We start from the raw sequence: 21,179 nt of genomic DNA on the forward strand, positions 1-21,179 counted from the left end.
TCGGCCCACGACATGACGACGCCTGCGGACCGCGTGTTCACGAACGCGGACGTGCATACCCTCGCTGAGCCCGACGAGACGTACGAGGCCGTCGCCGTCCGCGACGGCCGCGTCGTGCGCGTCGACAGCGCGTACGAGGTCGACTTCCTCGTCGGCGCGGAAACCGACGTGGTCGACTGCGGCGGCCGAACGCTCCTCCCGGGCTTCGTGGACGCACACACGCACATGCTCCAGCTCGGCCAGTACCAGGTGTACGCGGACCTCTCCAGCGCCGAGAGCGCGGCCGACGCGGTCGCGATCCTGGACGCGGACGCGCCACGGGACCGCGAGTGGCTGCTCGGGTTCGGGTGGGACGAGTCCGAGTGGGCCGAGAAGCGCTACCTCACGCGCGAGGACCTGGACGAAGTGAGCGACGACGAGCCGGTCGCGGCCGTCCGCGTCGACATGCACACCGCGGCGGTGAACTCCGCGGCCCTCGACGCGCTCGACGTCGACCCGACCGACCCCAACGTACGGACGGCGGACGGCGAGCCGACGGGCGTGCTCGTGGAGGACGCCGTCGAACCGCTCTGGGACGCCGCCGAAGGCGACCGCGAGGAAGCCCGCGAGTTGCTCGCTGCGGCGCGGGACTACGCGCACGAGCACGGCGTCACCGCCGTCCACGACATGGTCCGCGAGTCGCCCGCTCCGAAGCTGTACCGCGAACTCGACCTGGCGGACGCGCTGGACCTCCGCGTCCGCCTCAACTACTGGACGGACCACCTCGACGCGCTCGAAGACGCCGGGCTCGCGACGAACCACGGGAGCGAGTTCGTCCAGGTCGGCGCCGTGAAGTCGTTCACGGACGGCTCGTTCGGCGGCCGCACCGCGAAGCTCACCGAGCCGTACGCGGACGCCGACGCGGGAGGCGCGGACGGGAGTGGAGACGCCGACGCGGCGGACGACGGTCGGGGCGAGTGGGTGGTCGACCCCGACGAACTCCAGGGGTTCGTCGACCGCGCGGACGACCTCGGCCTGCAGTTCACCGCGCACGCGATCGGCGACGAAGCCATCGACGCGGTACTGGACGCGTACGCGACGGCCGAGAGCCCCGGCGACTCGCGCCATCGCGTCGAGCACGTCGAGCTCGTGACCGACGAGCAGATCGAGCGTTTCGCGGCCCTCGACGTGGTCGCGTCCTGCCAGCCGAACTTCCTCCAGTGGGCCCAGCCCGGCGGCCTGTACGACCAGCGCCTCGGCGAGGCCCGCCGCAAGCAGTCCAACCGCTACCGGGACCTGCTCGACGCCGGCGTCGACCTCGCGTTCTCCTCGGACGTCATGCCGATGGACCCCATGCTCGGCGTCCACCACGCCGTGAACGCGCCCGTCGACGGCCAGCGACTCTCGGTCACGGAGGCGTTGCGGGCGTACACGCGCGGTGGCGCGTACGCCGGCTTCGACGAGGACCGCATGGGGACCGTCGAGGTCGGCAAGCTCGCGGACTTCGTCGTCCTCGACGACGACCCCTGGAGCGTCGACGCGTCCGCGCTCCGCGACGTCGACGTCGCGATGACCGTCGTCGACGGCGACGTCGTCCACGACGCCCGCTGACCGTCGACTCGACCGCACTGACCGTCATCGCACGATCCGTCCCCGCCAGTTCACGTCACAAGGATTATAGGTCGAGGTGCGGAACGGTCCGCCATGGTCCCCGACCCTCGAACCTGGCTTCGCGGCCCCATCCGGGTCCTCCGCGCCCGCCGCGGTATCGCGCTCGTCCTCGGCGCGGCGTCGGGCGTCGCGTCGCTCGTCGCCGCGGTCGCGTACGCGCACCCGTCGCTCTACGAGTACGTGCTCCTCCCGCTCGGCGTCGGTGGGTCGGTGTACTACCTCGCGCACTACGAGACCGCGAACTGGGACGACGGCGTCACGCTCCGGTCGTTCCTCCGGAACTGGGCGATGATACTGCTCGCGTTCGCGTTCGTCGGCGACGACCTGCCGCTCCTCGACGGCCTGGTCTCGTACGCGACCGCGTACGCGGTCCTCCTCTTCGTCGCCGTCACCGTCGCGGTCGACGCGGGGTCGCCAGCCGACGACGGTGACGGCGAGGGAGATCCGTCGCTCCGAGACCCCGAAGCGGCGTCGACCGCCAGCCCGCAGAAGGCCGATTGACACGGTCAGGGTTCGGTTTAGACGTATTCTTCCTCTGCGAACGGCCCACACACAACGCTGTAGTAGAGTTAGACCGTATTCAGTGGTGGTACCCCACCGGTATCGTGCTTTGTAGAGAAAAGTTCTTCAATGCGCGCTTCCGAGTGGTTAGGAACCACAGGTGAGTCAAGCGTGCCACAGATGGAGTCCGCGACGTTCGAGACCGAGTTGAGCCTGTTCAAGTACGACAACCTCGAGCAGTTACCGGAGTCGTACCGCGACCTGACCGAGGACGAACGCCGGGAGCGCATCGAGGCGGCGAAGGCCGAACTCGGCGACGACGTCGTCGTCCTCGGCCACAACTACCAGCGCCGCGAGATCGTCGAGCACGCCGACTTCGTGGGGGACTCCTACCAGTTGAGCAAGGAGGCAGCGAACGCGGACGCGGACTACGTCGTGTTCGGCGGGGTGACGTTCATGGCCGAGTCCGCGGACATCATCACGGACGACGACCAGTCCGTGATCCTCCCGTCGATGGAGGCGTCCTGTCCGATGGCGGGGATGGCGGAGGCGCTCCAGGTCGACGCGGCGTGGGAGGAGATCACGGCTGCCGCCCCCGACTCGGAGATCATTCCGATCACGTACATGAACTCGTACGCGGACCTGAAGGCGTTCTGCGCGGAGCAGGGCGGCCTCGTCTGCACGTCCTCGAACGCCGCGGACGCGTTCGAGTGGGCGTTCGAGCGCGGCGACAAGGTCCTCTTCCTCCCGGACAAGCACCTCGGCGAGAACACCGCGTACGAACTCGGAATGGAGGACTCGATCGCGGAGTGGGACCCGTGGGACCCCGAGGGGATCGAGGCCGAGGCGGCCGCGGAAGCCGACGTCGTGCTCTGGGACGGTTACTGCCAGGTCCACGAGCGCTTCTCGGCGGAGCACATCGCGGACCTCCGCGCGGATCGTCCGGACGCGAACGTCGTCGTCCACCCCGAGTGCCGGCGCGAGGTCGTCGAGGCCGCGGACGTCGTCGGGTCGACGGCGACGATCTGCGAGACGGTCGCGAACGCGGACCCAGGCGACGCGTGGGCGATCGGGACCGAGATCCACCTCGCGAAGCACCTCGACCGCTGGCATCCCGACGTCGAGGTACTCCCCCTGTGCGGCGACGCGTGCATGGACTGCAACGCGATGCGTCAGATCGACCCGAACTACCTGACGTGGGTGCTGGAGGAGCTCGTCGCGGGCCGCGAGCGCAACGTCGTCGCGGTCGCGCCCGAGGAGAAGGAACTCGCGCAGGTCGCGCTCGACCGCATGCTGGAGGTGTGATACATGAGCGGTGATGCTCCGAGTCCGCGCGTCGCGGACGTGCTCGTCGTCGGCTCCGGGATCGCGGGCTGTGCGGCGGCGCTCGCCGCGGCGCGTGCCGGCGCGGACGTGCTCGTGGCGACCAAGGCGGAGAAGCCCGCGGACGCGTCCTCGGACTGGGCGCAGGGCGGCATCGCGACGACGCGCGGCCGCCCCGAATCCCTCAAGGAGGACGTTCTCGACGCGAGTGCGGGAACCGCGGACGAGGCCGCGGTGGACGTGCTCGTCGAGGAGGCGTCGGCTGCAGTGATGGACGTGCTCGTCGACGCCCTGAACGTACCGTTCGACACCGACGAGGACGGGACTGGTCTCGACTACGCGCGGGAGGCCGCGCACAGCGAAGAGCGCATCCTCCACGTGGACGCGGCGACCGGCCAGCACGTCCTCCGGCCGTTCCTCAGTCACCTCGAGGGCGTCGAGAACGTCGAGGTACTGGAGGACACCGCAGCGCTCGACCTCGTTACCGACGAAGGACGCGTGCACGGCGCCGTCCTCGACAGGCGGGCGAGCGCGCACGGGGATGCCGGCGGCGACGGCGGACTGGCACCGCGGGCACCCGCGGGCGAGGCGGTGTACGCGGACGCGACGGTGCTCGCCACCGGCGGTATCGGCGACCTGTTCGAGACGTCGACGAACCCACCCGGGTCGACGGGCGACGGGATCGCGATGGCGGCGCTCGCGGGCGCGGACGTCGCCGACATGGAGTACGTGCAGTTCCACCCGACGGCGTTCGACGGCGAGGACTCGTTCCTCCTCTCCGAGGCGGTCCGGGGGGAGGGCGCGGTCCTCCGGAACGCCGACGGGGAGCGGTTCATGCCAGCGTACCACCCGGATGCGGAACTCGCGCCGCGGGACGTGGTCGCGCGAGCGGTCGCCGCGGAGCGCGAGGCGACCGGTGCGGTCCGCCTGGACGTGTCGCCGCTCGCCGAGCCGTTCGACGCGGCGTTCCCGGGGCTCGCCGCGGAGTGCGAGGCCCGCGGCGTCGACTGGGAGTCCGGCATCCCGGTGCGGCCGTGCGAGCATTTCCTGTGCGGGGGCGTGGACGTCGACCATGCCGGGCGGACGAGCCTCGACCGCCTGTACGCGGTCGGCGAGTGCGCGCGCACCGGCGTGCACGGCGCGAACCGGCTCGCGTCCACGAGCCTCCTCGAAGGACTGGTCTGGGGGCTTCGCGCGGGCCGGGACGCCGCCGACCGCGAACCCCTCGGCGCGGAGGCGCTCGTCGTGGAGCCGCCCGAGTACCGGAACAGCGACCCCGACCTCCCCGAGCGGTTCGCGAGAGAGAAGTTCCGACGGCTCCGGCGCGTGACGAGCGAGTGCGTCGGCCTGCGGCGCGACCCGACGGAACTCGCGCGCGCGCAACCGGCGCTCCGGCGACTGAAGGGCGAGGTCGACGCGTACGTCCGGACGCGGACCGCGCGCTCGCTGTTCGAACTCCGGAACGCGACCGTCGTCGCGCTCATCGTCGCGAAGGCCGCCGCGGAGAACGACGAGAGCGTCGGCTGTCACTACCGCGTCGACGCCGACGGCGAGGACGGCGAGACCGGGGACGGCGAGGCCGAAGACGACGCGGAGACAGCGGCGACGCCGCCGGAGGCGGAGTGAGGATGATCACGGACGCGGACGTCGAGCGGTGGCTGCGCGAGGACGTCGGGCATCACGACGTGACGAACGACGTCCCCGGCGAGACGGAGGGTCGGCTCGTCGCGACCGAAAGCGGCGTGGTCGCGGGCATCGAGGCCGCCCAGGCGGTGTTCGAGTACGTCGACGTGACAGTGCGGGACGCCGTCGCGGACGGGACGTACGTCGACGCCGGCGACGTCGTGCTGTGGACGACGGGGCCGGCGAGGGCGACGTTGCGCGCCGAGCGCGTCGCGGTGAACGTCGTCGGGCACGCCTCCGGGGTCGCCACGCGGACGCGACGCGCGGTCGAGGCGGCCCGCGAGGTCGACCCGGAGGTGACGATCGCGGCGACCCGGAAAACGACGCCGGGGCTCCGGGGCGTGGAGAAGCGCGCGGTCGTCGCCGGCGGCGGCGACACCCACCGCCTGGACCTCTCGCACATGGTGATGGTGAAGGACAACCACGTCGCCGAGATGGGACTCGAAGACGCCGTCGCGCACGTCCGTGAGCGCGCGTCGTTCGCCACGAAGATCGAGGTGGAGGCGGAGACGAGCGAGCAGGCCGCGCGTGCCGTCGACGCCGGCGCGGACGTCGTCCTGCTCGACAACATGACGCCGTCGGAGACCGCGTCCGCGGCCGTGGGGGTCCGCGAGGCAGCGGCCGACGCCGGCCGCGAGGTCCTCGTCGAGGCGTCCGGCGGCATCACGATCGGGGACGTCCCCGCGTACGCGGACGCCGGCGTCGACGTGATCTCGATGGGGAGTCTCACGCACTCCGCGCAGAGTCTCGACCTCTCCTTCCGCACCGGCGACTGAGCGGTCAGCGGATGCCGGCTACGGGGAGCGGCAGTCTCGACGACCACAGGCCCGCGCTCCTCAGGGATCGACCGAGTTGCTGGCGTCGGTCCCGAGCGTGGATCGGACTGTTGGGTCGGTCCCGAGCGTGGATTGGACCGTGGCGTCCTCGACGTGGGTGGCTTCGAACTCGAGGAGTCGGCGCTTCGTGTCGACGCCGCCGTTCGCGGAGTACCCGCGGAGGCCGCCGTCGCTCGCGACGACGCGATGGCACGGGACGACGACCGGGACGGGGTTGCGTGCGCACGCACCGCCGACCGCGACCGCGCTCGTGTCCAGGTCCGCGGCGAGGTCGCCGTACGTTCGCGTCTCGCCGTAGGGGATGTCGCGCATCGCCGCCATCGCGGCGCCTGCGAACTCGGTGGGGGCATCGACGTCGAGGTCGAACGTGCGGCGGTCGCCGCGCGCGTACTCGCGGACCTGGCGGCGGAGTTCCTCGGTCGGGGCGTCGACCGCGCGCTCGTCGACCTCGATCGTCGTCTCCACGAGGGATACCTGCATGAGGGCTCCTCTCGGTCGCAGTCGACGCTGCGAGCGGGCTTAAGCCCTCGCGTCGACGCGACCGGCTTCGGCGTCGTTCGGGGGCACTGGCAGTGGACCGAGAGCAGGTGGCTTCTTGCGTCGCGGGCGACAGCCCCGGGTATGGAACGCGATTCGAGCGGGAGCGAGGACGCGTACGTCGTCCGCGAGCGTGCGCCGACGCCCGACGAGTTCCAGCGCCTGCGGGCGGCCGCGGGGATGACGTCGCGGCCGCGCGAGGGCGTCGAGCGCGGCCTCCCGAACTCGCTGTTCGCGGTGGTCGTCGAGCACGAGCCCAGCGGCGAGGTCGTCGGGATGGGGCGGATCGTCGGCGACGACGGGACCGTCTACCACGTCTGCGACATGGCCGTGCATCCCGACCACCAGCGGCGGGGACTCGGGACGCGCGTCATGAACGCGCTCGTCGGGTACGTCGAGGAGACGGCGCCGGCGGGCGCGTACGTGAACCTGATGGCGGACGTCGACGGGTTCTACGAGCGCTTCGGGTTCGAGGAGACGCGGCCGGCGTCGAAGGGGATGTACGCCCGGACGGACTAGAGGTCGCGCCGGAGGGCGACGAACAGGCCGACGATCGATCCGACGACGACCGCAGCGACGACGAGCGCCACGACGGAGAGGGGGTCCGTCGGGACCGACGGGAGCGCCGGCAGTCCACCACCGCCAGCCCCGCCGCCGCCGGGGACCCCACCGGTGCCGGGGTTCGAGACGAGGTCGAGGAGTGCGGTCAGTCCGCCGTCGGCGGCGAGGAGGCGTCCACCGACGTCGAGCGCGACGACACCGATCGTCCCGAGGACGGCCCACCTGGCGTACTCGCGGATCTCGGCGACGCGAGCATCGTCGACGCCCCCTTCGACGTCGTACCCGTAGTCCATCCCCGTCGGCGACTGCTCGCCGAAGAGGAGCTGCCAGGCGACCCTGGCGTAGGGACTGGTCGCACTCGAGCGGACGACGGCGGCGATGACGACGAGACCGAGCGCGACGGCGAACCCGCTGTCCCACCACACCTCCTTCGCTCGCGTCGGGTCCCGGAGCGTGGCGTACACCGCGCCGCTCGCGGCCGCGACGGGGAGGCTTGCGAGCGTCCAGACCTGGAAGACGAGACCCGTCAACCCGCCTGGGTCGAAGAAGTACGTCACCGCGAGGACGAGCGCGCTCGCGACGAGGACGTTCCGGACGCGCCCGCGGATAGCGTCGAGACTGCGCTCGCGCTCCCATCGCTCCAGGACTGGCATCGCCGCGGCGAGCACCGCGTCCCGGTCGATGCTGCCGTCCGGCCCGGTCAGCGACCCGTCGTCGTCGGACGCGTCGCCGTCGGACGCGTCGTCGTCGACCGAGTGCCGGAAGCGGTCGTCGCCGCTGCGCGAACTCGCCTGAGCTACGTCTCGCGACACACCTGCCAGTTCGCGGACATCCATCTTCGGTGTTCCGGTCGCCCCGCTCGGTCGCCTGGCCCGGAGGGAGGCGGGAACCGAGAGGTTCGGCTAGCTCGGTCGGGGCGGCAGGAGGTGCTCCTCGAGTTCGGGGAGGTGCTTGACGTTGAACACGACCTGCATCTCGCTGGTCGCAGGCGTCCCGATGCAGGACAGCTGGATGCCGCGCTCGGTGAGCTCCTCGGGGAGGACGTGGTCGTGGAACAACTCCATCTCGCCGTCGAGGACCGCGACTGCGCAGTTCGCGCACGCCCCACCGCGGCAGGAGAACGGCCAGTCGAACCCCGCCGACTCGGCGGCCTCCAGGACGCTGTCGTCGCCCTCGACGACGAACGTCCCGTGCGCGTCGTCGTCGAGGCGAACGCGGTTGGCCTTCGCGAACAGGTCGTCGTCGTCGAGCGTCCAGCCCTGCTCGACGATCACGTCGTAGTCGAGGTACTCGACGACGGACTCCGTCCGCGAGAGCGTCTCGCCCTCCTCGTCGGTCGCGACCTCGTCCCAGTCCCGGCCACCGCCAGTGGAGAGTTCCTCGTACGCGGCCTTGACCCGGCGGAACTGCCGGCGCGTCCCGCCCTGGTCGGGGTGGGCTTCCTTCGCGCGCTGACGGTACGCGCGACGGACCTCGTCCTCGTCGGCGTCGCGGTCGACGCCGAGCACCTCGAACGGACTCTGCACAGTCGCCCTAGCCAGAGGAATCAAATAAACTCCCGCACCGCGGTTCGGTACGCGATAGCACACCACGTACTGGGCGTTCCACGCGTGGGGTTCCTCTACGCACGGGGCGCGTCACGAACGGAGCGACCCACGAACGGGATGCGTCACGAACGGGGCGACCCACGAACGCCGCCGGGAGTCAGTCCTCGACCTCGAGGAGGGACTCGCCGGTCATCGCCGCGGGTTTCGGGACGCTCGCGAGGTGCAGGAGCGTCGGCGCGACGTCACAGAGCGACCCGCCCTCCCGGACGCGCATCCCGCCGGCCGTGCCGTCGGGGGCGACGTACGCGAACGGGACGTCGTTGTACGTGTGCGCCGTGTGCGGGTCGTCTTCGGTCCCCATGTCGTCGGCGTTCCCGTGGTCGGCGGTCACGACGAGGTGGCCGCCAGCGGCCTGGACGACCTCGGCGAGCCGCCCGAGCTGGCTGTCGACGGCCTCGACGGCCTCGACCGCCGCGCGGTAGTCGCCCGTGTGCCCGACCATGTCCGGGTTCGCGTAGTTCAGGACGAGCACGTCCGGTTCCTCGCGCTCGATGCGGTCGATCGCCGCGTCCGTGAGCTCGCCGGCGCTCATCGCGGGCGTCTCGTCGTACGTCGGCACGTCCGGGCTCTCGACGATGTCGCGACGCTCGCCCTCGAACGCGCCCTCCCGGCCGCCGTTCAGGAAGTACGTGACGTGCGCGTACTTCTCGGACTCCGCCATCCGCAACTGGGTCTTCCCGTGGTCGGAGAGCACCTCCCCGAGGACGTCCTCGGGGTACGCGGGCGGGTACGCGACCGGCAGGTCGAACGTCTCGTCGTACTCCGTCATCGTCACCAGCCGGATCTCTGGCGGGTCCGGCCACTCGACGCCGGACCGCTCGACGGAGTCGTCGTGCGGTGGGTCGTCCGCGAGCGCTCGCGTGAGCTGACGGGCGCGGTCCGCGCGGAAGTTGAAGAACACCGCCGCGTCCCCGCGCTCCATCCCCGCGTGGTCGCCGACCGTCGTCGGCGCCACGAACTCGTCGGTGTCCCCGCGGTCGTAACTCGCCGTCACCGCCTCGACAGCCGAGTCCGCGTGATGCTCGGCATCCCGGTCCACGATCGCGTCGTACGCCGCCCGCGTCCGCTCCCAGTTCCGGTCGCGGTCCATCGCGTAGTACCGGCCCGTGACCGTCGCGACGTCCCCCGTCCCGTGCTCGTCGACGACGGCATCCAAATCCGCGAGATACCCCTCACCGGACGTCGGTGCGGTGTCCCGACCGTCCGTGAACGCGTGCGTGACAGCGTCCACGCCGCGGTCCGCGGCCATCTCCACGAGCGCGTGCAGGTGCGCCTGGCTCGAGTGCACGCCGCCGTCGCTCACCAGCCCGAGGAAGTGCACGCGCCCGCCGGTGTCGGCAGCGTACTCGAACGCCGACGCGAGCGCGTCGTTCTCGAAGAACGACCCGTCCTCGATCGAGTCGCTGATGCGCGTGTACTCTTGGCGAACGACCCGACCAGCACCGATGTTCAGGTGCCCGACCTCCGAATTCCCCATCTGCCCCTCCGGGAGCCCGACGCGCCGTCCAGACACCGCCAACCGACCGGCCGCGCCCGAACGCTGCAACCGGTCGAACACCGGCGTGTGCGCCGCCGCGACCGCATCCCGGGCCTCGCCCGGGTCGTCGTTCAATCCCCAGCCGTCGAGTACGACGAGCGCAACGTCCATACCAGAACCGTCGACAGCCGGACTCAAGTAGCCCTCGGACGCCGGACGACCGCGCCGCCGCAACCGAGTTCCCAACCAGCGAATCGCCCGCAACCGCGTCCGGGGGTCCCGCATCGAAGCGCACGCCCCCGGTAATCGCGGCCGCATTTCTACAACGATTTAAACCGGGAGCGAGACAGTTCCCGTATGAGCGATCCGCACGTCCTCATCCTCGGGGCACCGGGCGCGGGCAAAGGCACGCAGTCGGCGCGCATCGCCGACGAGTTCGGCGTCGAGCACGTCACGACGGGCGACGCGCTCCGCGCGAACAAGGACATGGACATCAGCGACATGGACTTCGAGTACGACACGCCCCGCGAATACATGGAGGCGGGCGACCTCGTCCCCGACGCAGTCGTCAACGCCATCGTCGAGGAGGCGCTCTCCTCGGCCGACGGCTACGTCCTCGACGGCTACCCGCGGAACCTCGAACAGGCCGAAGAACTCGAGGGGATGACCGAGCTCGACGTCGTCCTCCACCTCGACGTCTCCCGCGACGAACTCGTCGACCGCCTCACGGGCCGCCGGGTCTGCGACGACTGCGGGACGAACTACCACGTCGAGTTCGACCAGCCCGAGACCGAAGGCGTCTGCGACGAGTGCGGCGGCGACCTCGTGCAGCGCGAGGACGACCAGCCCGAGTCCGTCAAGAATCGCCTGGACGTCTTCGACGAGAACACCCAGCCCGTCATCGACCACTACGGCGACCACGACGGCTTCGTCTCGATCGACGGCGACCGCGCGCCCGACGCCGTCTGGGCCGACGTCCGCGACGCCATCGACGCACACAACTAGGTTCGACCCAATCTGATGGCGTCGGCCGCTCGTTCCCGAGACGCATCACGAGCCCGTGCGCGGCAGGCCGTCCGATAGCCGGCCGCGCGCAGAGTAAAAGGTTCTTTAACGGCGATGGCCTAGGGGTCGATAATGGCGCGTACTGCGGAGAAAACGGCGACGCTCGCGAACGAGAGCGCGGAGATGCGGGAGGCGCTCGAGACCGTTCGCGACGTCGCCGACGAGAACGGCGGCGAGGTCAAGTGGGTGGACGTCAAGAGCGACATCACGTCCGGCCAGTGGGGGCGACTCCTCGAGAAGGACATCCTCGTCGACGGCGAGAACGGGTTCGAGTTCGCCGACGCGGACGCCGTCGCCGACGTCCTCGACGGGAACGGCGACGGCGACTACGAGATGCCGGACGTCCCCGAAGTCGAGGACGACGGGTCGAGCTGGAAGACCCGCGACAAGGCCGCGGGCGTGCTCACGCTCGTCCTCATGGCCGGCTACTACTTCGACCCGATCCGGTCGGTCGTCGGGAACGCCGTCGACCTCGTGCTCGGGCCGTTCAACGCTGCCCTCCCGTTCTACGCGGTCATCCTCGCGATCTCGCTCGTCACCGGTCTCTACTCCTCGCTCCTCCAGGCGAACATGGTCGACCAGGACAAGGTCCAGGCGTACCAGGCCCGCCTGCAAGCGATCCAGGAGAAGGAGAAGAAGGCCAAGGAGCGCGGCGACGACGCGGCCGTCGAACGCATCCAGGAGGAACGCATGGAGGCGATGGGCGACCAGATGGGCATGATGAAGGAGAACTTCCGTCCGATGGCGTGGATCACGCTCCTCACCATCCCCGCGTTCCTCTGGATGTACTGGATGATCGGGACGCGCGGCGGCGTCGGCCACCTCCAGGGCATGGAGACGTGGGCGGTCATGCCGTTCACGGGCCGCGTCGAGTGGCAAGGCGGTGGCATCGGTCCGCTCCCCGCGTGGATCGCGTTCTACTTCCTGTGCTCGATGGGCTTCACGCAGGTGATGCGGAAGGCGCTCGACCTCGACACGCCGACGCCGTCCTGACCGGGAGCGAAGTCACAATCCCTTTTACCGCGACGACCGGAGGACGCGTATGTTAGTGACCGTCTCCGGGCCTCCGGGTAGCGGCAAGAGCACGGCCGCGCCCGCGCTGGCCGACGCGTTCGACCTCGAGCACATCTCCGGCGGTGACATCTTCCGCGAGCTCGCCGACGAACGCGGCTACACGCCCCTCGAGTTCAACAAGCTCGCCGAGGAGGACGAGCAGATCGACCGCGACCTCGACGCGCGCCTCCAGGATATCGCTCGCGAACGCGACGACGTCGTCCTCGAGTCCCGGCTCGCCGGCTGGCTCGCCGGCGACCACGCGGACTTCCGGTTCTGGCTCGACGCTCCCGTCGCCGTCAGGGGCGCGCGCATCGCCGACCGCGAAGGGAAGGACCCCGACGCCGCCGCCGAGGAGACCGCCGCCCGCGAGGGAAGCGAAGCGAAGCGCTACATGGAGTACTACGGGATCGACATCGACGACCGCTCGATCTACGACCTGTCGATGAACACCGGGCGCTGGAGCGAGGACGCGATGGTGGACGTCCTCGTCGGCGCAGTCGAAGCGTACGCCCCGTCGGCCGACGAGGGGAAAGAACCCGTCACGCTGGACGTCGAGTTCTGATGGTGCGCTCGGCTCCCGGCGACCGGTCGCCCGCGGAACTGCTCGCGTTCGGCGTCGTGAACCTCGACAAACCACCGGGGCCGAGCGCGCACCAGGTCGCGGCGTGGGTGCGCGACGCCGCGAGCGACGCCCTCGCGGACGCGCAAGCGGACGAGCGCGCGCGCGACGACCTCGACGTCGAGGGGGCGGCGCACGCCGGGACGCTCGACCCCAAGGTCACGGGCTGCCTCCCGATGCTGCTCGGCGACGCGACCCGCGTCGCGCAAGCATTCGGCGAAGGCCAGAAGGAGTACGTGAGCGTCCTCGAACTCCACGCCGACGCCCCCAGCGACCTCGAAGCCGTCGTCGGCGAGTTCGAGGGCGAGATCTACCAGAAACCACCACGCAAGTCCGCGGTCTCGCGACGCCTCCGGACCCGCGAGATCTTCGACCTGGACGTCCTCGAAGTCGAGCAACGGCGCGCGCTCCTGCGCGTGCGCTGCGAGCCCGGGACGTACATCAGGAAGCTCTGTCACGACGTCGGGCTCGCCGCCGGCACGGGCGCGCACATGGGGCACCTCCGGCGGACCGCCACCACGCCGTTCGACGACACCACGCTCGTCACCCTCCACGAGTTCGTCGACGCCCTCCACTTCTGGCTCGCGAACGACGACGAGGGCCCGCTCCGCGACCTCGTCCACCCCGCCGAACGCGCACTCACCCACCTCCCGTCGGTCACGATCGCGCCGAGCGCCGCCGAATCCGTCGCCGACGGCGCACCAGTGTACGCGCCCGGCGTCATCGACGCCCCGGACCCCGACGACGTCGACGGCATCGTCGCGTGCTACACGCCGAACGACGCCGTCGTCTGCCTCGGCCGCCTCGTCGGCGACCCCGACGCGGACAGCGGCGAAGTCGTCGCGCTCGAACGCGTCCTCGTCTAACCCCCCGACGGCGCGACCGAAACGACACCCTTAAACGCCAAACGACCGAGGTTCAGGATACAGGGACCGTGGGGTAGTGGTATCCTCTGCGGATGGGGTCCGTAGGACCCGAGTTCGACTCTCGGCGGTCCCACTCGATATTCTGTAACTCTCCAACAACGGAGAGTAGATGCACCCGAGACGGGCGAGAATCCAGTTCTCGGGTTCGTTACCTGTTCGCTGAACGATTAGCATGGCGTGAGCGCCGCGTGCCGAGGTGGTCCGCGTGAGCGCCGACCAGCCCGGCGTCGACGCCGAGTACCAGACCCAGAGAGAACACCCGCAAACCCAGTCTCTGGTACTACAGTCTTTTACTGGCCTTCGACGAGGCGATTCATCGCCGTGGGTGTAAGGTAGATATGCCGTCCCGCGCGCTCGACGGTGCTCCGCCCGGCTTCCGCTTCGAAGAGCGCGGCGAGGTCACCGATGAAGGAGGCGGCGCGGGATTGCTTGAGTTCGACGCGGACGGCCCAGGGGCCGTCGTTCTCGAGTTCGACGCTCCTGGTGAGGAGCCAGACCCCGAGGAAGTCGCGTCGCATCGACGTCGTCGCGAAGTTGAGGTACTCGGGGAGGTCAAGGAGTTGGGTTTCGTCGCGACCGCGTGGGACGCCGGCGGCGACGAGCGCGCGACCGAGCAGCTGGGCGTTCCCGCCTGGGCGGATCTCGGTGCCGGTGCTATCGTAGTCCTGAATGCGCGACTCGAAGCCGAGCGTGTCGAGGTGGGCCTGAATCTCTGCTCGATCCTCCTTCTTGTCGGTGAAGGCGGGTGCGTAGTCGTTGGCGACGACGTAGCCGGCGGCGATGGCGCGGGCGGCGAGGTGGTTGAGGGCGCGGGTTTCGGGACTCGGCATGTCGGCCATCCAGCCGCGCTCGTGCATCTCGTCGAGGGCGGTGACGGCGTCGGGCTTGGAGCCGTTGACCCATTCGCGGAGTCGCGATCGTGGCTGGTCGAGCGCCTTCGAGATCTGGTACGGGCTCTCGTCGGGGTGCTCGGTGCGGTAGTCCTGGTACTCGCGGTAGTCGTCGACGAGCGTTTGCGCGCTGGGATTGGTGCGGTCGTAGGTGGAGATGAAGTCAAGCTCGTGTAGGAGTTGCATTAGTCCGTGTATGGGCGATAAGTGGTATAAGTCAGGGGCTTTTGGGATAGGCTGAGGGAGGCATCCCTCGTATCCCACACCGTGGATGGCGCACTTCCGCGCACTCCACGCTTTCAGACGCGCCCCGGGAACAAGTATATAAATGTACCCCTGCGCCTTAGAATCAATTCGTGATTGTAAGAATATAATAAGTTTCCGGCGGAGTTGTTTCTGTCTCTATCGAACCACAAGACAGCGCCGGTTTTGAACAATCTTCAAGGCCTAATTGTATACTGGAAACGTCTGCTATACCATTTTCCAGACAATCCTGAGTAACTGGATAGTGACTGGTTGGCCGACGGTATTAAGACAGTTGCTTCTAATGCCATTGGTAACATCGGCACGGTGGGTGAACCCGTAAGCCGGTGTGGGAAAATACAACAATGCAACTGAAGAACCTCTTCACGGACGAGGACGCGGTGTCGCCGGTCATCGGGGTCATCCTGATGGTCGCGATCACCGTCATCCTCGCAGCCGTAATCGGCGCGTTCGTCCTCGGAATCGGTGGCAGTCAAGAAAAGGTCCCCCAAGCCAGCTTCTCATATAATGCAGACGCCAGTAATACTCTCGAGGTGACGCATGAGGGTGGTGATGAAATAGATGCGTCACGAATCGAGTTCTCCGGCTCGGGTAACAGTAATGTCGTGCCGAGCTCAACGCCCTCTGACTGGAGCGCTGGAACAACGCTTACTTCTGACTCAGGTACTTGGAATACGGGAGACGATGTCCAAGTTATCTGGTCTTCATCCAGCAGCGATCAATCCAACATCATCGCTGAAGGGACGATCTGACCGATGGATCTCAAGAATTTATTGACGGATGAGGAGGCGGTGTCGCCGGTCATCGGGGTAATCCTGATGGTCGCGATCACGGTCATCCTCGCGGCCGTTATCGGTGCGTTCGTACTCGGTATCGGCGGTAGTCAAGAAAAGACCCCGCAAGCGAGTTGGGATTACAACACTGAAACCTCTCCGAACCACGCTTGGATCCAAGTAAATCACAAGGGGGGCGATGAAATCAATACTGATCAACTTGCTGTTAACGTAGCTGGAAGCACCGCCTGGGATGGCGGTAGTGCACAAAGTGGATGGACTCTGGACGATGGCGCTTCAGGCAATACAACCGGCTTCAGTGGGAGTGCGACTGCCGGTGATACGCTAAGTATCAAGGACGATGACGGCGGGGTAAGTGACGGTAACAGTATTACCTTAATCTGGTCCGCCCCCGGCAGTGATCAAACCAGCATCATTGGCGAAGGTGAGGTGCAGAGATAGACCAATGCAACTGAAGAACCTCTTCACGGATAATGAAGCTGTATCGCCAGTTATCGGGGTAATCCTGATGGTCGCGATCACCGTTATCCTCGCAGCCGTTATCGGCGCGTTCGTCCTCGGTATCGGAGGTAGCCAGGAACAGACTCCACAGGCAAGCTGGGAATGGAACAATGATTCAACGACTGGTGATCCATGTGGAACCGGGACCCTTTCTGGCTCCCCCACGTTTGGCGTCACTGTTCAACACAAGGGTGGCGATGAAATAGAAACCGATAATCTCGAACTTGGTGGAGCGGATTGTTCGTCAGCCTCTTCTGACACCCTCAGCGCAGGAAGCTCAATCCATATTACGGGCGCAGCGCCCGATAACACGGTGAATCTCGTCTGGAAGAGTTCCCAGAGCGATTCCACGAGCATTCTCTCATCGTTCGAGGTCTAATCACCGCACCCATCGTATAGGTCTCTAAATAACAATTTTCATGCTAAGATGAGAATCACAAAGGTGGTTTTAGAGGATGGAGCAGTTTCATCAGCAATTGGAGTGGTGCTGATGGTGGCGGTGACGGTCATCCTCGCAGCAGCGGTGGGGGCGTTTGCGCTCGGCCTGGCGGAGGAGTCTGCGAAGAAGACACCGTCAGCGTCTGTTGAAACAAAGTGGGGCACGGCGAAGGCTGGCGGAACAACGTACGACACGGTCGACATCACAATGCTCGGTGGAGACGGAATGCAGTCGAAGTACGTTACTGTGGCGAAGGCGGATGGGACGATCATCTGGGAGGGTGGGAGCCCAAATTCGCCATACACGACGTATGGCTCGAAGACGTGGGATTCGTCGAAAATCCAGTCGGGGGACACTCTCGGTATCAATGAGACCAACACCGGGGCCTTCACGGAGGGTGATACGGTGACTGTGATCTGGGATAATGGCCAGAAGTCGCAGGTACTTGGAACTGGTACGCTCCAATAGAGGGCCTTCCTTCTCTTCTTTTCCGTGACTAGCTGCAGGGCGTCGGCGCCCACTGAGAGGTCACAAGTCGATGCTGGCCATCGTCGCGTTGATGTTCTCCTCGATGGAGGCAGCGAGGTACGGTTCGATCGCATCGTAACTTGACCACCCGCCGAGGGCCATGACGATTCGCGGACTCACGTTCTCCTCGACGAGCAGGTGGTTCGCCCAGCATCGACGGAGGTCGTGCGTGCTCACGCGCCGGTAGTCGTCGTCGCCGGTCTCGTCGGCAGCTTGGGCGGCGGCGGCGTCGACCCAGTTCTGTAGCGTGCGCTTGGACCTGTCGACGATGGGGTCGCGGTCGCAGATCTCGTTCACGTCGGCGTTCACGATTCGGTGGATGTGCGCCTCGACATTCCCGTACTTATGAGAACCGAGAGTCGCCTCGTCTCGGAACTAAGGTTCACGCTTCTGCAGAAAAACGGAACTGGTCAACCTCAATTTCGACGAGAAAGAAGAGCTAGTATTGGCGAAGACAGACGATTAACCCCTCAACTGTCCTACCGGGTAACGGTAACGCGAGTCGTCATCTGAGGAGTGTCTTGTTCAAATGACTCTTCGAAGTGTGTCTTATTCTCAATCTGCTTTTCGGGATCATAGACGAAAACAAGAAGAGTGTCGATGTCTGTGTCGAGTCGGTATTGTTCCTTATCCTCCGATAGTTCGCCACGGAAATCCTTCCTAGTTCTACTCTCAGAGGCCCGCTTCACTTCGATTCCTATGGTTTCCTTCTTAATTAGGAAATCAATCCTTGGTGAGACAGCGCTATGTTCCTCTGTATGTGGCTCTCTTCGGACATCCTCAAAGTGCAATAGAAGGAGTGAATGTAGGAAGTATTGGACATCGTATTCATCGTCCATCGTCAAGGGTGGTCTTTCGCCTCGACGGTCCTTCAAGGGAACTACCATCTCACCGAACCTGCTAAATATCTCTTCAATTTGATAGATGGCTGATTTTTCAGCGTCAACGGGTTCCTCGTTCTGGAATCGGGCAACCGGCTCAGAATACTCTTTAGTAAAGAAATCATAGAAAGTCTGGTAGAGCGCCTCCACGTTCTGAATCCCTTGCGGGGTACCTTTATCGAACCTTTCGGCAGAAGGGATTGAAATCCCTCTCCATTCACTATCTGATTCGTTCCAGTGACGAAATCGTACACTTTGCTCTCCAACACTCACAGCGAGGGTGTCAATCCCCTCGGTCTTCTCTGTCGTCTCTCCCCGGATTCCCTGGATTTCATAGGTATAAGTCCCTTCTATGCCCCTTAGTTCCCTATCCATGATTGGATACGACTCTGAATCTATCCAGTCTTCCAATAGTCCTACGATTTCTAGAACCTCGGATAGCGAAAGATTAGGAAGTCTTATTTCTTTACTGTTCTCGCCTTTTTTCGACCCTCCAACCTGTCTGACCTCTGTTCTTGAAAGCGAGAACTCAATTCCTTCGTCTTCCTCATATAATCCTATAGCTACAGAAATACCAAGATTATCATCACTTACTGATGTTTTCTTATATGAGTTAAACACATTTTGCATACAGATTGACTAGACAGGACGATACTTGAGAATTGTGCTCAAGTATATGCTCTCTCTTCTGATTCTGGCAGTGATAGTGGCCCGAGAAACCATTTGCCAGCACACCTACCTAGTTGGAATTGTTTAGGCTTCCAAAGCCAGATCGAAGACCCATTATCGGTATTTTAGCTTCACACCCGTCGTCTAAGATGTAAGAGACGACGCCGACGACGTCCTCGGTGTCGGTGTAGTCGACGCGGTGGGGGTCGTGCCAGACGTGGGTGACGTCGACGTCGTCGCTGTTGTTGTCGCCGCGGAGGACGAGGTCGCGGCCCTCGTCGCAGACGGGCAAGCCGTCGGGGCCGGCGTCCCAGTCAGGCGCGTACCGCACAAGACGGTGATACGTCCGCTGGTCGCCGACCTGGGCGGCAACGACGTCGCCGATCTCCGGCGTCGCGTCGCGGTCGACGACGAGGATGCTGTTATCGCAGAGCGTCGGCTGCATCGACGTTCCGAAGTTCACGGCGACGTGGGTTGCAGCGAGCGCGCCCGTCGTCGAGCTCGCGACGACGAGAGCCACGCACGCGAGCGAGAGAGCGGTTTCGTTCATCGTCCGCGGAACATCCCTCGATTCTCTCGCCAGATTCGGGTTCGCCACGATTTTCGAGGGGCCGTTCGGGGACGGGGCGCCACGAATCTCGCCCCAAAGGCCCCCGTATAGTATATACTATAACGTCGGGTGGGGGGGTTCTGGTGGTGGCGGCGCACCGTCATGCATTTCCTCCGCTCGGCTCGCCCACGATCTCGCGGTGGTCTCCGTCCTTCCACTCGCGGACGCGGTTCCCGACCCACGAGTCCGCGTAGGGGACGAGACCGGCCGCTTCGGGGTAGCTCATGCCGGCGTCCTCGTCCCAGGGTTTCACGGCGCGGATGGCGGTCTCGATGTCCTTGCGCTTCTCGACGTCCTTGACGTCTACTGCATCGCCGTCCTCGTCGTCGTCATCGTCGAGGACGATGTCGAAGTGGCTGGCTTCGTGCTCGCTGTAGGACTCGCGGGTGTCGGTGAGGCCCTTGTACTCGCCGATCTTGTCGCGCTTGTCCTGTCCGCCGGGGGATTCGTAGAGGACGACCTTGCCGGGGTCTGCGCGACTGGGGTTCTGGATGACGAGCGTGGCGAGGCGGCGGATGTCGGCGGCGGTCTTCATTTCCGTGTGCCCGACGATCAGCAGCGACCCGCGCTTGGCGTGGCGGCCGTGCTTGCCCTCCTTCTTCCGGATGAACGTCATCCGGTCGACGAACGTCTGTGCCTTCTTCGAGTCCGCGCCCTCGCCGGAGAGGTTCTGGTTGGACTCGTCGACGACGCCGAGGGTCTGGCCGTCGACGCCGGCCATCGCCTCGAGCATCTCGACGTCCGTACCGACGACGCCGTCGAAGCCGTCCCAGCTCGTGTTCCCGAACATGTAGCCGCCGGTGCGGACGCCCCAGGCGCGGGCGGCGTCGAGCGTGGTCGCGGTCTTCCCGGCACCGGGCGGGCCGACGATGAGCGCGACGCATCCCTCGTCGGCGAGACGGTCGACGATCTCCGCCATCGCGTCGTTCGCGTCCTTCTCGTGCCGGGTGAGGCCGACGATCCCCTGGAGTTCGCTGGCGTTCCCGTCGCCGAAGGCGTGGTCGGCGGTGCGCGTGGCCGCGCTTCGGATGACGTCCTTCGCGAGTTCGGTCTCGAGGAAGTCCTCGCCACGCTCGGCGTAGAGCGAGCAGCGGTAGTTGAGCCAGTCGAGCACGCGGCCGTCGCGGATGTAGCCAGCGTACTCGTAGATCCAGGTGTTCTCCTTGCCCTCGAGGGCGTTCGCGAGATACTCGCGGGCCTGCCCGGCGGCGTACACCGCTTGGTCGCTGTTGCCGCTCTTACTCGCCACGGGACTCACCTCCGTCGGTGGCGGCTTCGAGCGCGGGCTTCGAGCTGGGCGCGGCGTCGTCGACGGCACCGGAGACGTCGGGGTCGCCGACGTCCTCGGCGGCGACGTCAGGACTGTCGCGCGATTCGCGCACCAGTTGGTCGCGATGACTCAAGCCCCGGACGCACTCGGCGCGTACCCGATCGCGACGAGCGAAACGCCCGACGGCGCGCTCGACGGCCTCACGCACGTCTTCGACGGGGTCGTCGAAGTCCGGCGGTGCGACGGCACGCGCGAACTCCGCTGTCGCGGCATCCCCGACGCGTCGCGAGAGTGGGTGGACATCGGCCCGAGCGGCCCGGACCACATCGGCGACGTGCAGGTCCGCTGACCCCCAGTGGCCCTCGCCCCCGGACGCCGGTCGCGGTCCCGAACCGACGACGCATCACTGAGACAGACCTTCAGAACATGCCGCCGTGACCCACCTCCGCGACATGCCGCCGTGACCCACCTCCGCGACGCGTCGCTCGACGG

The 21,179-nt window shown here is 66.5% G+C and carries 25 protein-coding genes and 1 tRNA gene; 16 read left to right on the forward strand and 10 right to left on the reverse strand.

Features of this window, described 5'->3' with window-relative positions; translation table 11 throughout:
• Positions 1-12: 12 nt before the first annotated feature.
• The 5 genes from G9C85_RS06145 (at position 13) to nadC (ending at position 5,933) form a co-directional block, all read left to right on the forward strand.
• The gene (locus G9C85_RS06145) at positions 13-1,590 is read left to right on the forward strand and encodes an amidohydrolase (RefSeq protein ID WP_166037964.1); all 1,578 of its coding nucleotides are present in this window, start codon (positions 13-15) and stop codon (positions 1,588-1,590) included.
• 93 nt (positions 1,591-1,683) lie between these two features.
• Positions 1,684-2,151 (forward strand): hypothetical protein, encoded by a 468-nt coding sequence (locus G9C85_RS06150; RefSeq protein ID WP_166037966.1) that lies wholly within the window; start codon positions 1,684-1,686, stop codon positions 2,149-2,151.
• 180 nt (positions 2,152-2,331) lie between these two features.
• Positions 2,332-3,456, forward strand: coding sequence for a quinolinate synthase NadA (nadA, locus tag G9C85_RS06155; RefSeq protein WP_193570664.1), 1,125 nt, complete (start codon positions 2,332-2,334; stop codon positions 3,454-3,456).
• 3 nt (positions 3,457-3,459) lie between these two features.
• Positions 3,460-5,100 (forward strand): L-aspartate oxidase, encoded by a 1,641-nt coding sequence (locus tag G9C85_RS06160; protein ID WP_166037970.1) that lies wholly within the window; start codon positions 3,460-3,462, stop codon positions 5,098-5,100.
• A gap of 2 nt (positions 5,101-5,102) precedes the next feature.
• Complete coding sequence (gene nadC, locus G9C85_RS06165) at positions 5,103-5,933, forward strand: carboxylating nicotinate-nucleotide diphosphorylase (protein ID WP_166037972.1); 831 nt, start codon at positions 5,103-5,105, stop codon at positions 5,931-5,933.
• Positions 5,934-5,993: 60 nt separating this feature from the next.
• On the opposite strand, the gene G9C85_RS06170 is transcribed toward nadC, so the two are convergent.
• Entirely contained in the window at positions 5,994-6,473 is a 480-nt protein-coding gene (locus G9C85_RS06170) for a methylated-DNA--[protein]-cysteine S-methyltransferase (RefSeq protein WP_166037974.1), read from the reverse strand.
• Between the two features lie 141 nt (positions 6,474-6,614).
• Here G9C85_RS06170 and G9C85_RS06175 point away from each other — a divergent pair, with 141 nt between their 5' ends.
• The gene (locus G9C85_RS06175) at positions 6,615-7,049 is read left to right on the forward strand and encodes a GNAT family N-acetyltransferase (RefSeq protein ID WP_166037976.1); all 435 of its coding nucleotides are present in this window, start codon (positions 6,615-6,617) and stop codon (positions 7,047-7,049) included.
• On the opposite strand, the gene G9C85_RS06180 is transcribed toward G9C85_RS06175, so the two are convergent.
• The 3 genes from G9C85_RS06180 to gpmI all read right to left on the reverse strand — a co-directional run bounded on the left by G9C85_RS06180 (position 7,046) and on the right by gpmI (position 10,346).
• Complete coding sequence (locus tag G9C85_RS06180) at positions 7,046-7,903, reverse strand: hypothetical protein (protein WP_166037978.1); 858 nt, start codon at positions 7,901-7,903, stop codon at positions 7,046-7,048. The two genes, G9C85_RS06175 and G9C85_RS06180, sit on opposite strands and share 4 nt — an antisense overlap.
• A 90-nt stretch (positions 7,904-7,993) precedes the next feature.
• Positions 7,994-8,617: a ferredoxin Fer gene (gene fer / locus G9C85_RS06185; RefSeq protein WP_166037980.1), complete on the reverse strand. Its 624-nt coding sequence runs from the start codon at positions 8,615-8,617 to the stop codon at positions 7,994-7,996.
• 178 nt (positions 8,618-8,795) lie between these two features.
• Positions 8,796-10,346 carry a 2,3-bisphosphoglycerate-independent phosphoglycerate mutase gene (gene gpmI, locus G9C85_RS06190; protein ID WP_166037982.1) on the reverse strand — a complete coding sequence of 517 codons (1,551 nt, stop codon included), beginning with the start codon at positions 10,344-10,346 and terminating at the stop codon, positions 8,796-8,798.
• A gap of 186 nt (positions 10,347-10,532) precedes the next feature.
• Between gpmI and G9C85_RS06195 the strand changes: the two genes are divergently transcribed.
• The 5 genes from G9C85_RS06195 to G9C85_RS06215 all read left to right on the forward strand — a co-directional run bounded on the left by G9C85_RS06195 (position 10,533) and on the right by G9C85_RS06215 (position 13,914).
• Positions 10,533-11,180, forward strand: a complete 648-nt coding sequence (locus tag G9C85_RS06195) for an adenylate kinase (RefSeq protein WP_166037984.1) — start codon at positions 10,533-10,535, stop codon at positions 11,178-11,180.
• Positions 11,181-11,312: 132 nt separating this feature from the next.
• The gene (locus tag G9C85_RS06200; protein ID WP_166037986.1) at positions 11,313-12,233 is read left to right on the forward strand and encodes a DUF106 domain-containing protein; all 921 of its coding nucleotides are present in this window, start codon (positions 11,313-11,315) and stop codon (positions 12,231-12,233) included.
• A 49-nt stretch (positions 12,234-12,282) separates the two neighbouring features.
• The gene (gene cmk, locus G9C85_RS06205) at positions 12,283-12,858 is read left to right on the forward strand and encodes a (d)CMP kinase (protein WP_166037988.1); all 576 of its coding nucleotides are present in this window, start codon (positions 12,283-12,285) and stop codon (positions 12,856-12,858) included.
• Positions 12,855-13,781 carry an RNA-guided pseudouridylation complex pseudouridine synthase subunit Cbf5 gene (locus G9C85_RS06210; RefSeq protein WP_166038955.1) on the forward strand — a complete coding sequence of 309 codons (927 nt, stop codon included), beginning with the start codon at positions 12,855-12,857 and terminating at the stop codon, positions 13,779-13,781. Before cmk ends, G9C85_RS06210 begins: the two co-directional genes overlap by 4 nt.
• A gap of 62 nt (positions 13,782-13,843) precedes the next feature.
• A tRNA-Pro gene (locus G9C85_RS06215) sits at positions 13,844-13,914 on the forward strand.
• A 217-nt stretch (positions 13,915-14,131) separates the two neighbouring features.
• Here the strand turns inward: G9C85_RS06215 and G9C85_RS06220 are convergent.
• Positions 14,132-14,917 carry a hypothetical protein gene (locus G9C85_RS06220; protein ID WP_166037990.1) on the reverse strand — a complete coding sequence of 262 codons (786 nt, stop codon included), beginning with the start codon at positions 14,915-14,917 and terminating at the stop codon, positions 14,132-14,134.
• Between the two features lie 422 nt (positions 14,918-15,339).
• Here G9C85_RS06220 and G9C85_RS06225 point away from each other — a divergent pair, with 422 nt between their 5' ends.
• Genes G9C85_RS06225 through G9C85_RS06240 form a run of 4 tightly spaced genes read left to right on the forward strand, consistent with a single transcriptional unit; the run spans position 15,340 to position 17,197 of the window.
• Positions 15,340-15,747, forward strand: coding sequence for a type IV pilin (locus G9C85_RS06225; protein ID WP_166037992.1), 408 nt, complete (start codon positions 15,340-15,342; stop codon positions 15,745-15,747).
• Positions 15,748-15,750: 3 nt separating this feature from the next.
• Positions 15,751-16,230 carry a type IV pilin gene (locus G9C85_RS06230; protein ID WP_166037993.1) on the forward strand — a complete coding sequence of 160 codons (480 nt, stop codon included), beginning with the start codon at positions 15,751-15,753 and terminating at the stop codon, positions 16,228-16,230.
• A 4-nt stretch (positions 16,231-16,234) separates the two neighbouring features.
• A complete protein-coding gene (locus tag G9C85_RS06235; RefSeq protein ID WP_166037995.1) occupies positions 16,235-16,669 on the forward strand; it encodes a type IV pilin in 435 nt (144 codons plus the stop codon).
• 48 nt (positions 16,670-16,717) lie between these two features.
• A complete protein-coding gene (locus G9C85_RS06240) occupies positions 16,718-17,197 on the forward strand; it encodes a type IV pilin (RefSeq protein ID WP_166037996.1) in 480 nt (159 codons plus the stop codon).
• A gap of 60 nt (positions 17,198-17,257) precedes the next feature.
• Here the strand turns inward: G9C85_RS06240 and G9C85_RS18820 are convergent, their stop codons facing one another.
• The 5 genes from G9C85_RS18820 to G9C85_RS06265 form a co-directional block, all read right to left on the reverse strand.
• Positions 17,258-17,566, reverse strand: a complete 309-nt coding sequence (locus G9C85_RS18820) for a tyrosine-type recombinase/integrase (RefSeq protein ID WP_369680772.1) — start codon at positions 17,564-17,566, stop codon at positions 17,258-17,260.
• A 170-nt stretch (positions 17,567-17,736) separates the two neighbouring features.
• Positions 17,737-18,768, reverse strand: a complete 1,032-nt coding sequence (locus G9C85_RS06250; RefSeq protein WP_166037998.1) for a hypothetical protein — start codon at positions 18,766-18,768, stop codon at positions 17,737-17,739.
• Positions 18,769-18,877: 109 nt separating this feature from the next.
• Positions 18,878-19,252 (reverse strand): S24 family peptidase, encoded by a 375-nt coding sequence (locus tag G9C85_RS06255; RefSeq protein WP_205254311.1) that lies wholly within the window; start codon positions 19,250-19,252, stop codon positions 18,878-18,880.
• Positions 19,253-19,517: 265 nt separating this feature from the next.
• Positions 19,518-20,666: a hypothetical protein gene (locus tag G9C85_RS06260; protein ID WP_166038002.1), complete on the reverse strand. Its 1,149-nt coding sequence runs from the start codon at positions 20,664-20,666 to the stop codon at positions 19,518-19,520.
• Positions 20,656-20,799, reverse strand: a complete 144-nt coding sequence (locus G9C85_RS06265; protein ID WP_166038004.1) for a hypothetical protein — start codon at positions 20,797-20,799, stop codon at positions 20,656-20,658. Before G9C85_RS06265 ends, G9C85_RS06260 begins: the two co-directional genes overlap by 11 nt.
• 12 nt (positions 20,800-20,811) lie before the next feature.
• On the opposite strand from G9C85_RS06265, the gene G9C85_RS06270 reads away from it, so the two are divergent.
• Positions 20,812-21,036, forward strand: a complete 225-nt coding sequence (locus G9C85_RS06270; RefSeq protein ID WP_166038006.1) for a hypothetical protein — start codon at positions 20,812-20,814, stop codon at positions 21,034-21,036.
• Positions 21,037-21,179 lie beyond the last annotated feature (143 nt).

Origin of the sequence: Halorubellus sp. JP-L1 (genome assembly GCF_011440375.1) — an archaeon.
Lineage (GTDB): Archaea > Halobacteriota > Halobacteria > Halobacteriales > Natrialbaceae > Halorubellus.

Coding starts and splice junctions, on each gene's coding strand:
- G9C85_RS06145 (WP_166037964.1), top strand. CDS start 13: ATGACGACGCCTGCGGACCGCGTGTTCACGAACGCGGACGTGCATACC.
- G9C85_RS06150 (WP_166037966.1), top strand. CDS start 1,684: ATGGTCCCCGACCCTCGAACCTGGCTTCGCGGCCCCATCCGGGTCCTC.
- nadA (WP_193570664.1), top strand. CDS start 2,332: ATGGAGTCCGCGACGTTCGAGACCGAGTTGAGCCTGTTCAAGTACGAC.
- G9C85_RS06160 (WP_166037970.1), top strand. CDS start 3,460: ATGAGCGGTGATGCTCCGAGTCCGCGCGTCGCGGACGTGCTCGTCGTC.
- nadC (WP_166037972.1), top strand. CDS start 5,103: ATGATCACGGACGCGGACGTCGAGCGGTGGCTGCGCGAGGACGTCGGG.
- G9C85_RS06170 (WP_166037974.1), bottom strand. CDS start 6,473: ATGCAGGTATCCCTCGTGGAGACGACGATCGAGGTCGACGAGCGCGCG.
- G9C85_RS06175 (WP_166037976.1), top strand. CDS start 6,615: ATGGAACGCGATTCGAGCGGGAGCGAGGACGCGTACGTCGTCCGCGAG.
- gpmI (WP_166037982.1), bottom strand. CDS start 10,346: ATGGACGTTGCGCTCGTCGTACTCGACGGCTGGGGATTGAACGACGAC.
- G9C85_RS06195 (WP_166037984.1), top strand. CDS start 10,533: ATGAGCGATCCGCACGTCCTCATCCTCGGGGCACCGGGCGCGGGCAAA.
- G9C85_RS06200 (WP_166037986.1), top strand. CDS start 11,313: ATGGCGCGTACTGCGGAGAAAACGGCGACGCTCGCGAACGAGAGCGCG.
- cmk (WP_166037988.1), top strand. CDS start 12,283: ATGTTAGTGACCGTCTCCGGGCCTCCGGGTAGCGGCAAGAGCACGGCC.
- G9C85_RS06220 (WP_166037990.1), bottom strand. CDS start 14,917: ATGCAACTCCTACACGAGCTTGACTTCATCTCCACCTACGACCGCACC.
- G9C85_RS06225 (WP_166037992.1), top strand. CDS start 15,340: ATGCAACTGAAGAACCTCTTCACGGACGAGGACGCGGTGTCGCCGGTC.
- G9C85_RS06230 (WP_166037993.1), top strand. CDS start 15,751: ATGGATCTCAAGAATTTATTGACGGATGAGGAGGCGGTGTCGCCGGTC.
- G9C85_RS06235 (WP_166037995.1), top strand. CDS start 16,235: ATGCAACTGAAGAACCTCTTCACGGATAATGAAGCTGTATCGCCAGTT.
- G9C85_RS06240 (WP_166037996.1), top strand. CDS start 16,718: ATGAGAATCACAAAGGTGGTTTTAGAGGATGGAGCAGTTTCATCAGCA.
- G9C85_RS06250 (WP_166037998.1), bottom strand. CDS start 18,768: ATGCAAAATGTGTTTAACTCATATAAGAAAACATCAGTAAGTGATGAT.
- G9C85_RS06255 (WP_205254311.1), bottom strand. CDS start 19,252: ATGCAGCCGACGCTCTGCGATAACAGCATCCTCGTCGTCGACCGCGAC.
- G9C85_RS06270 (WP_166038006.1), top strand. CDS start 20,812: ATGACTCAAGCCCCGGACGCACTCGGCGCGTACCCGATCGCGACGAGC.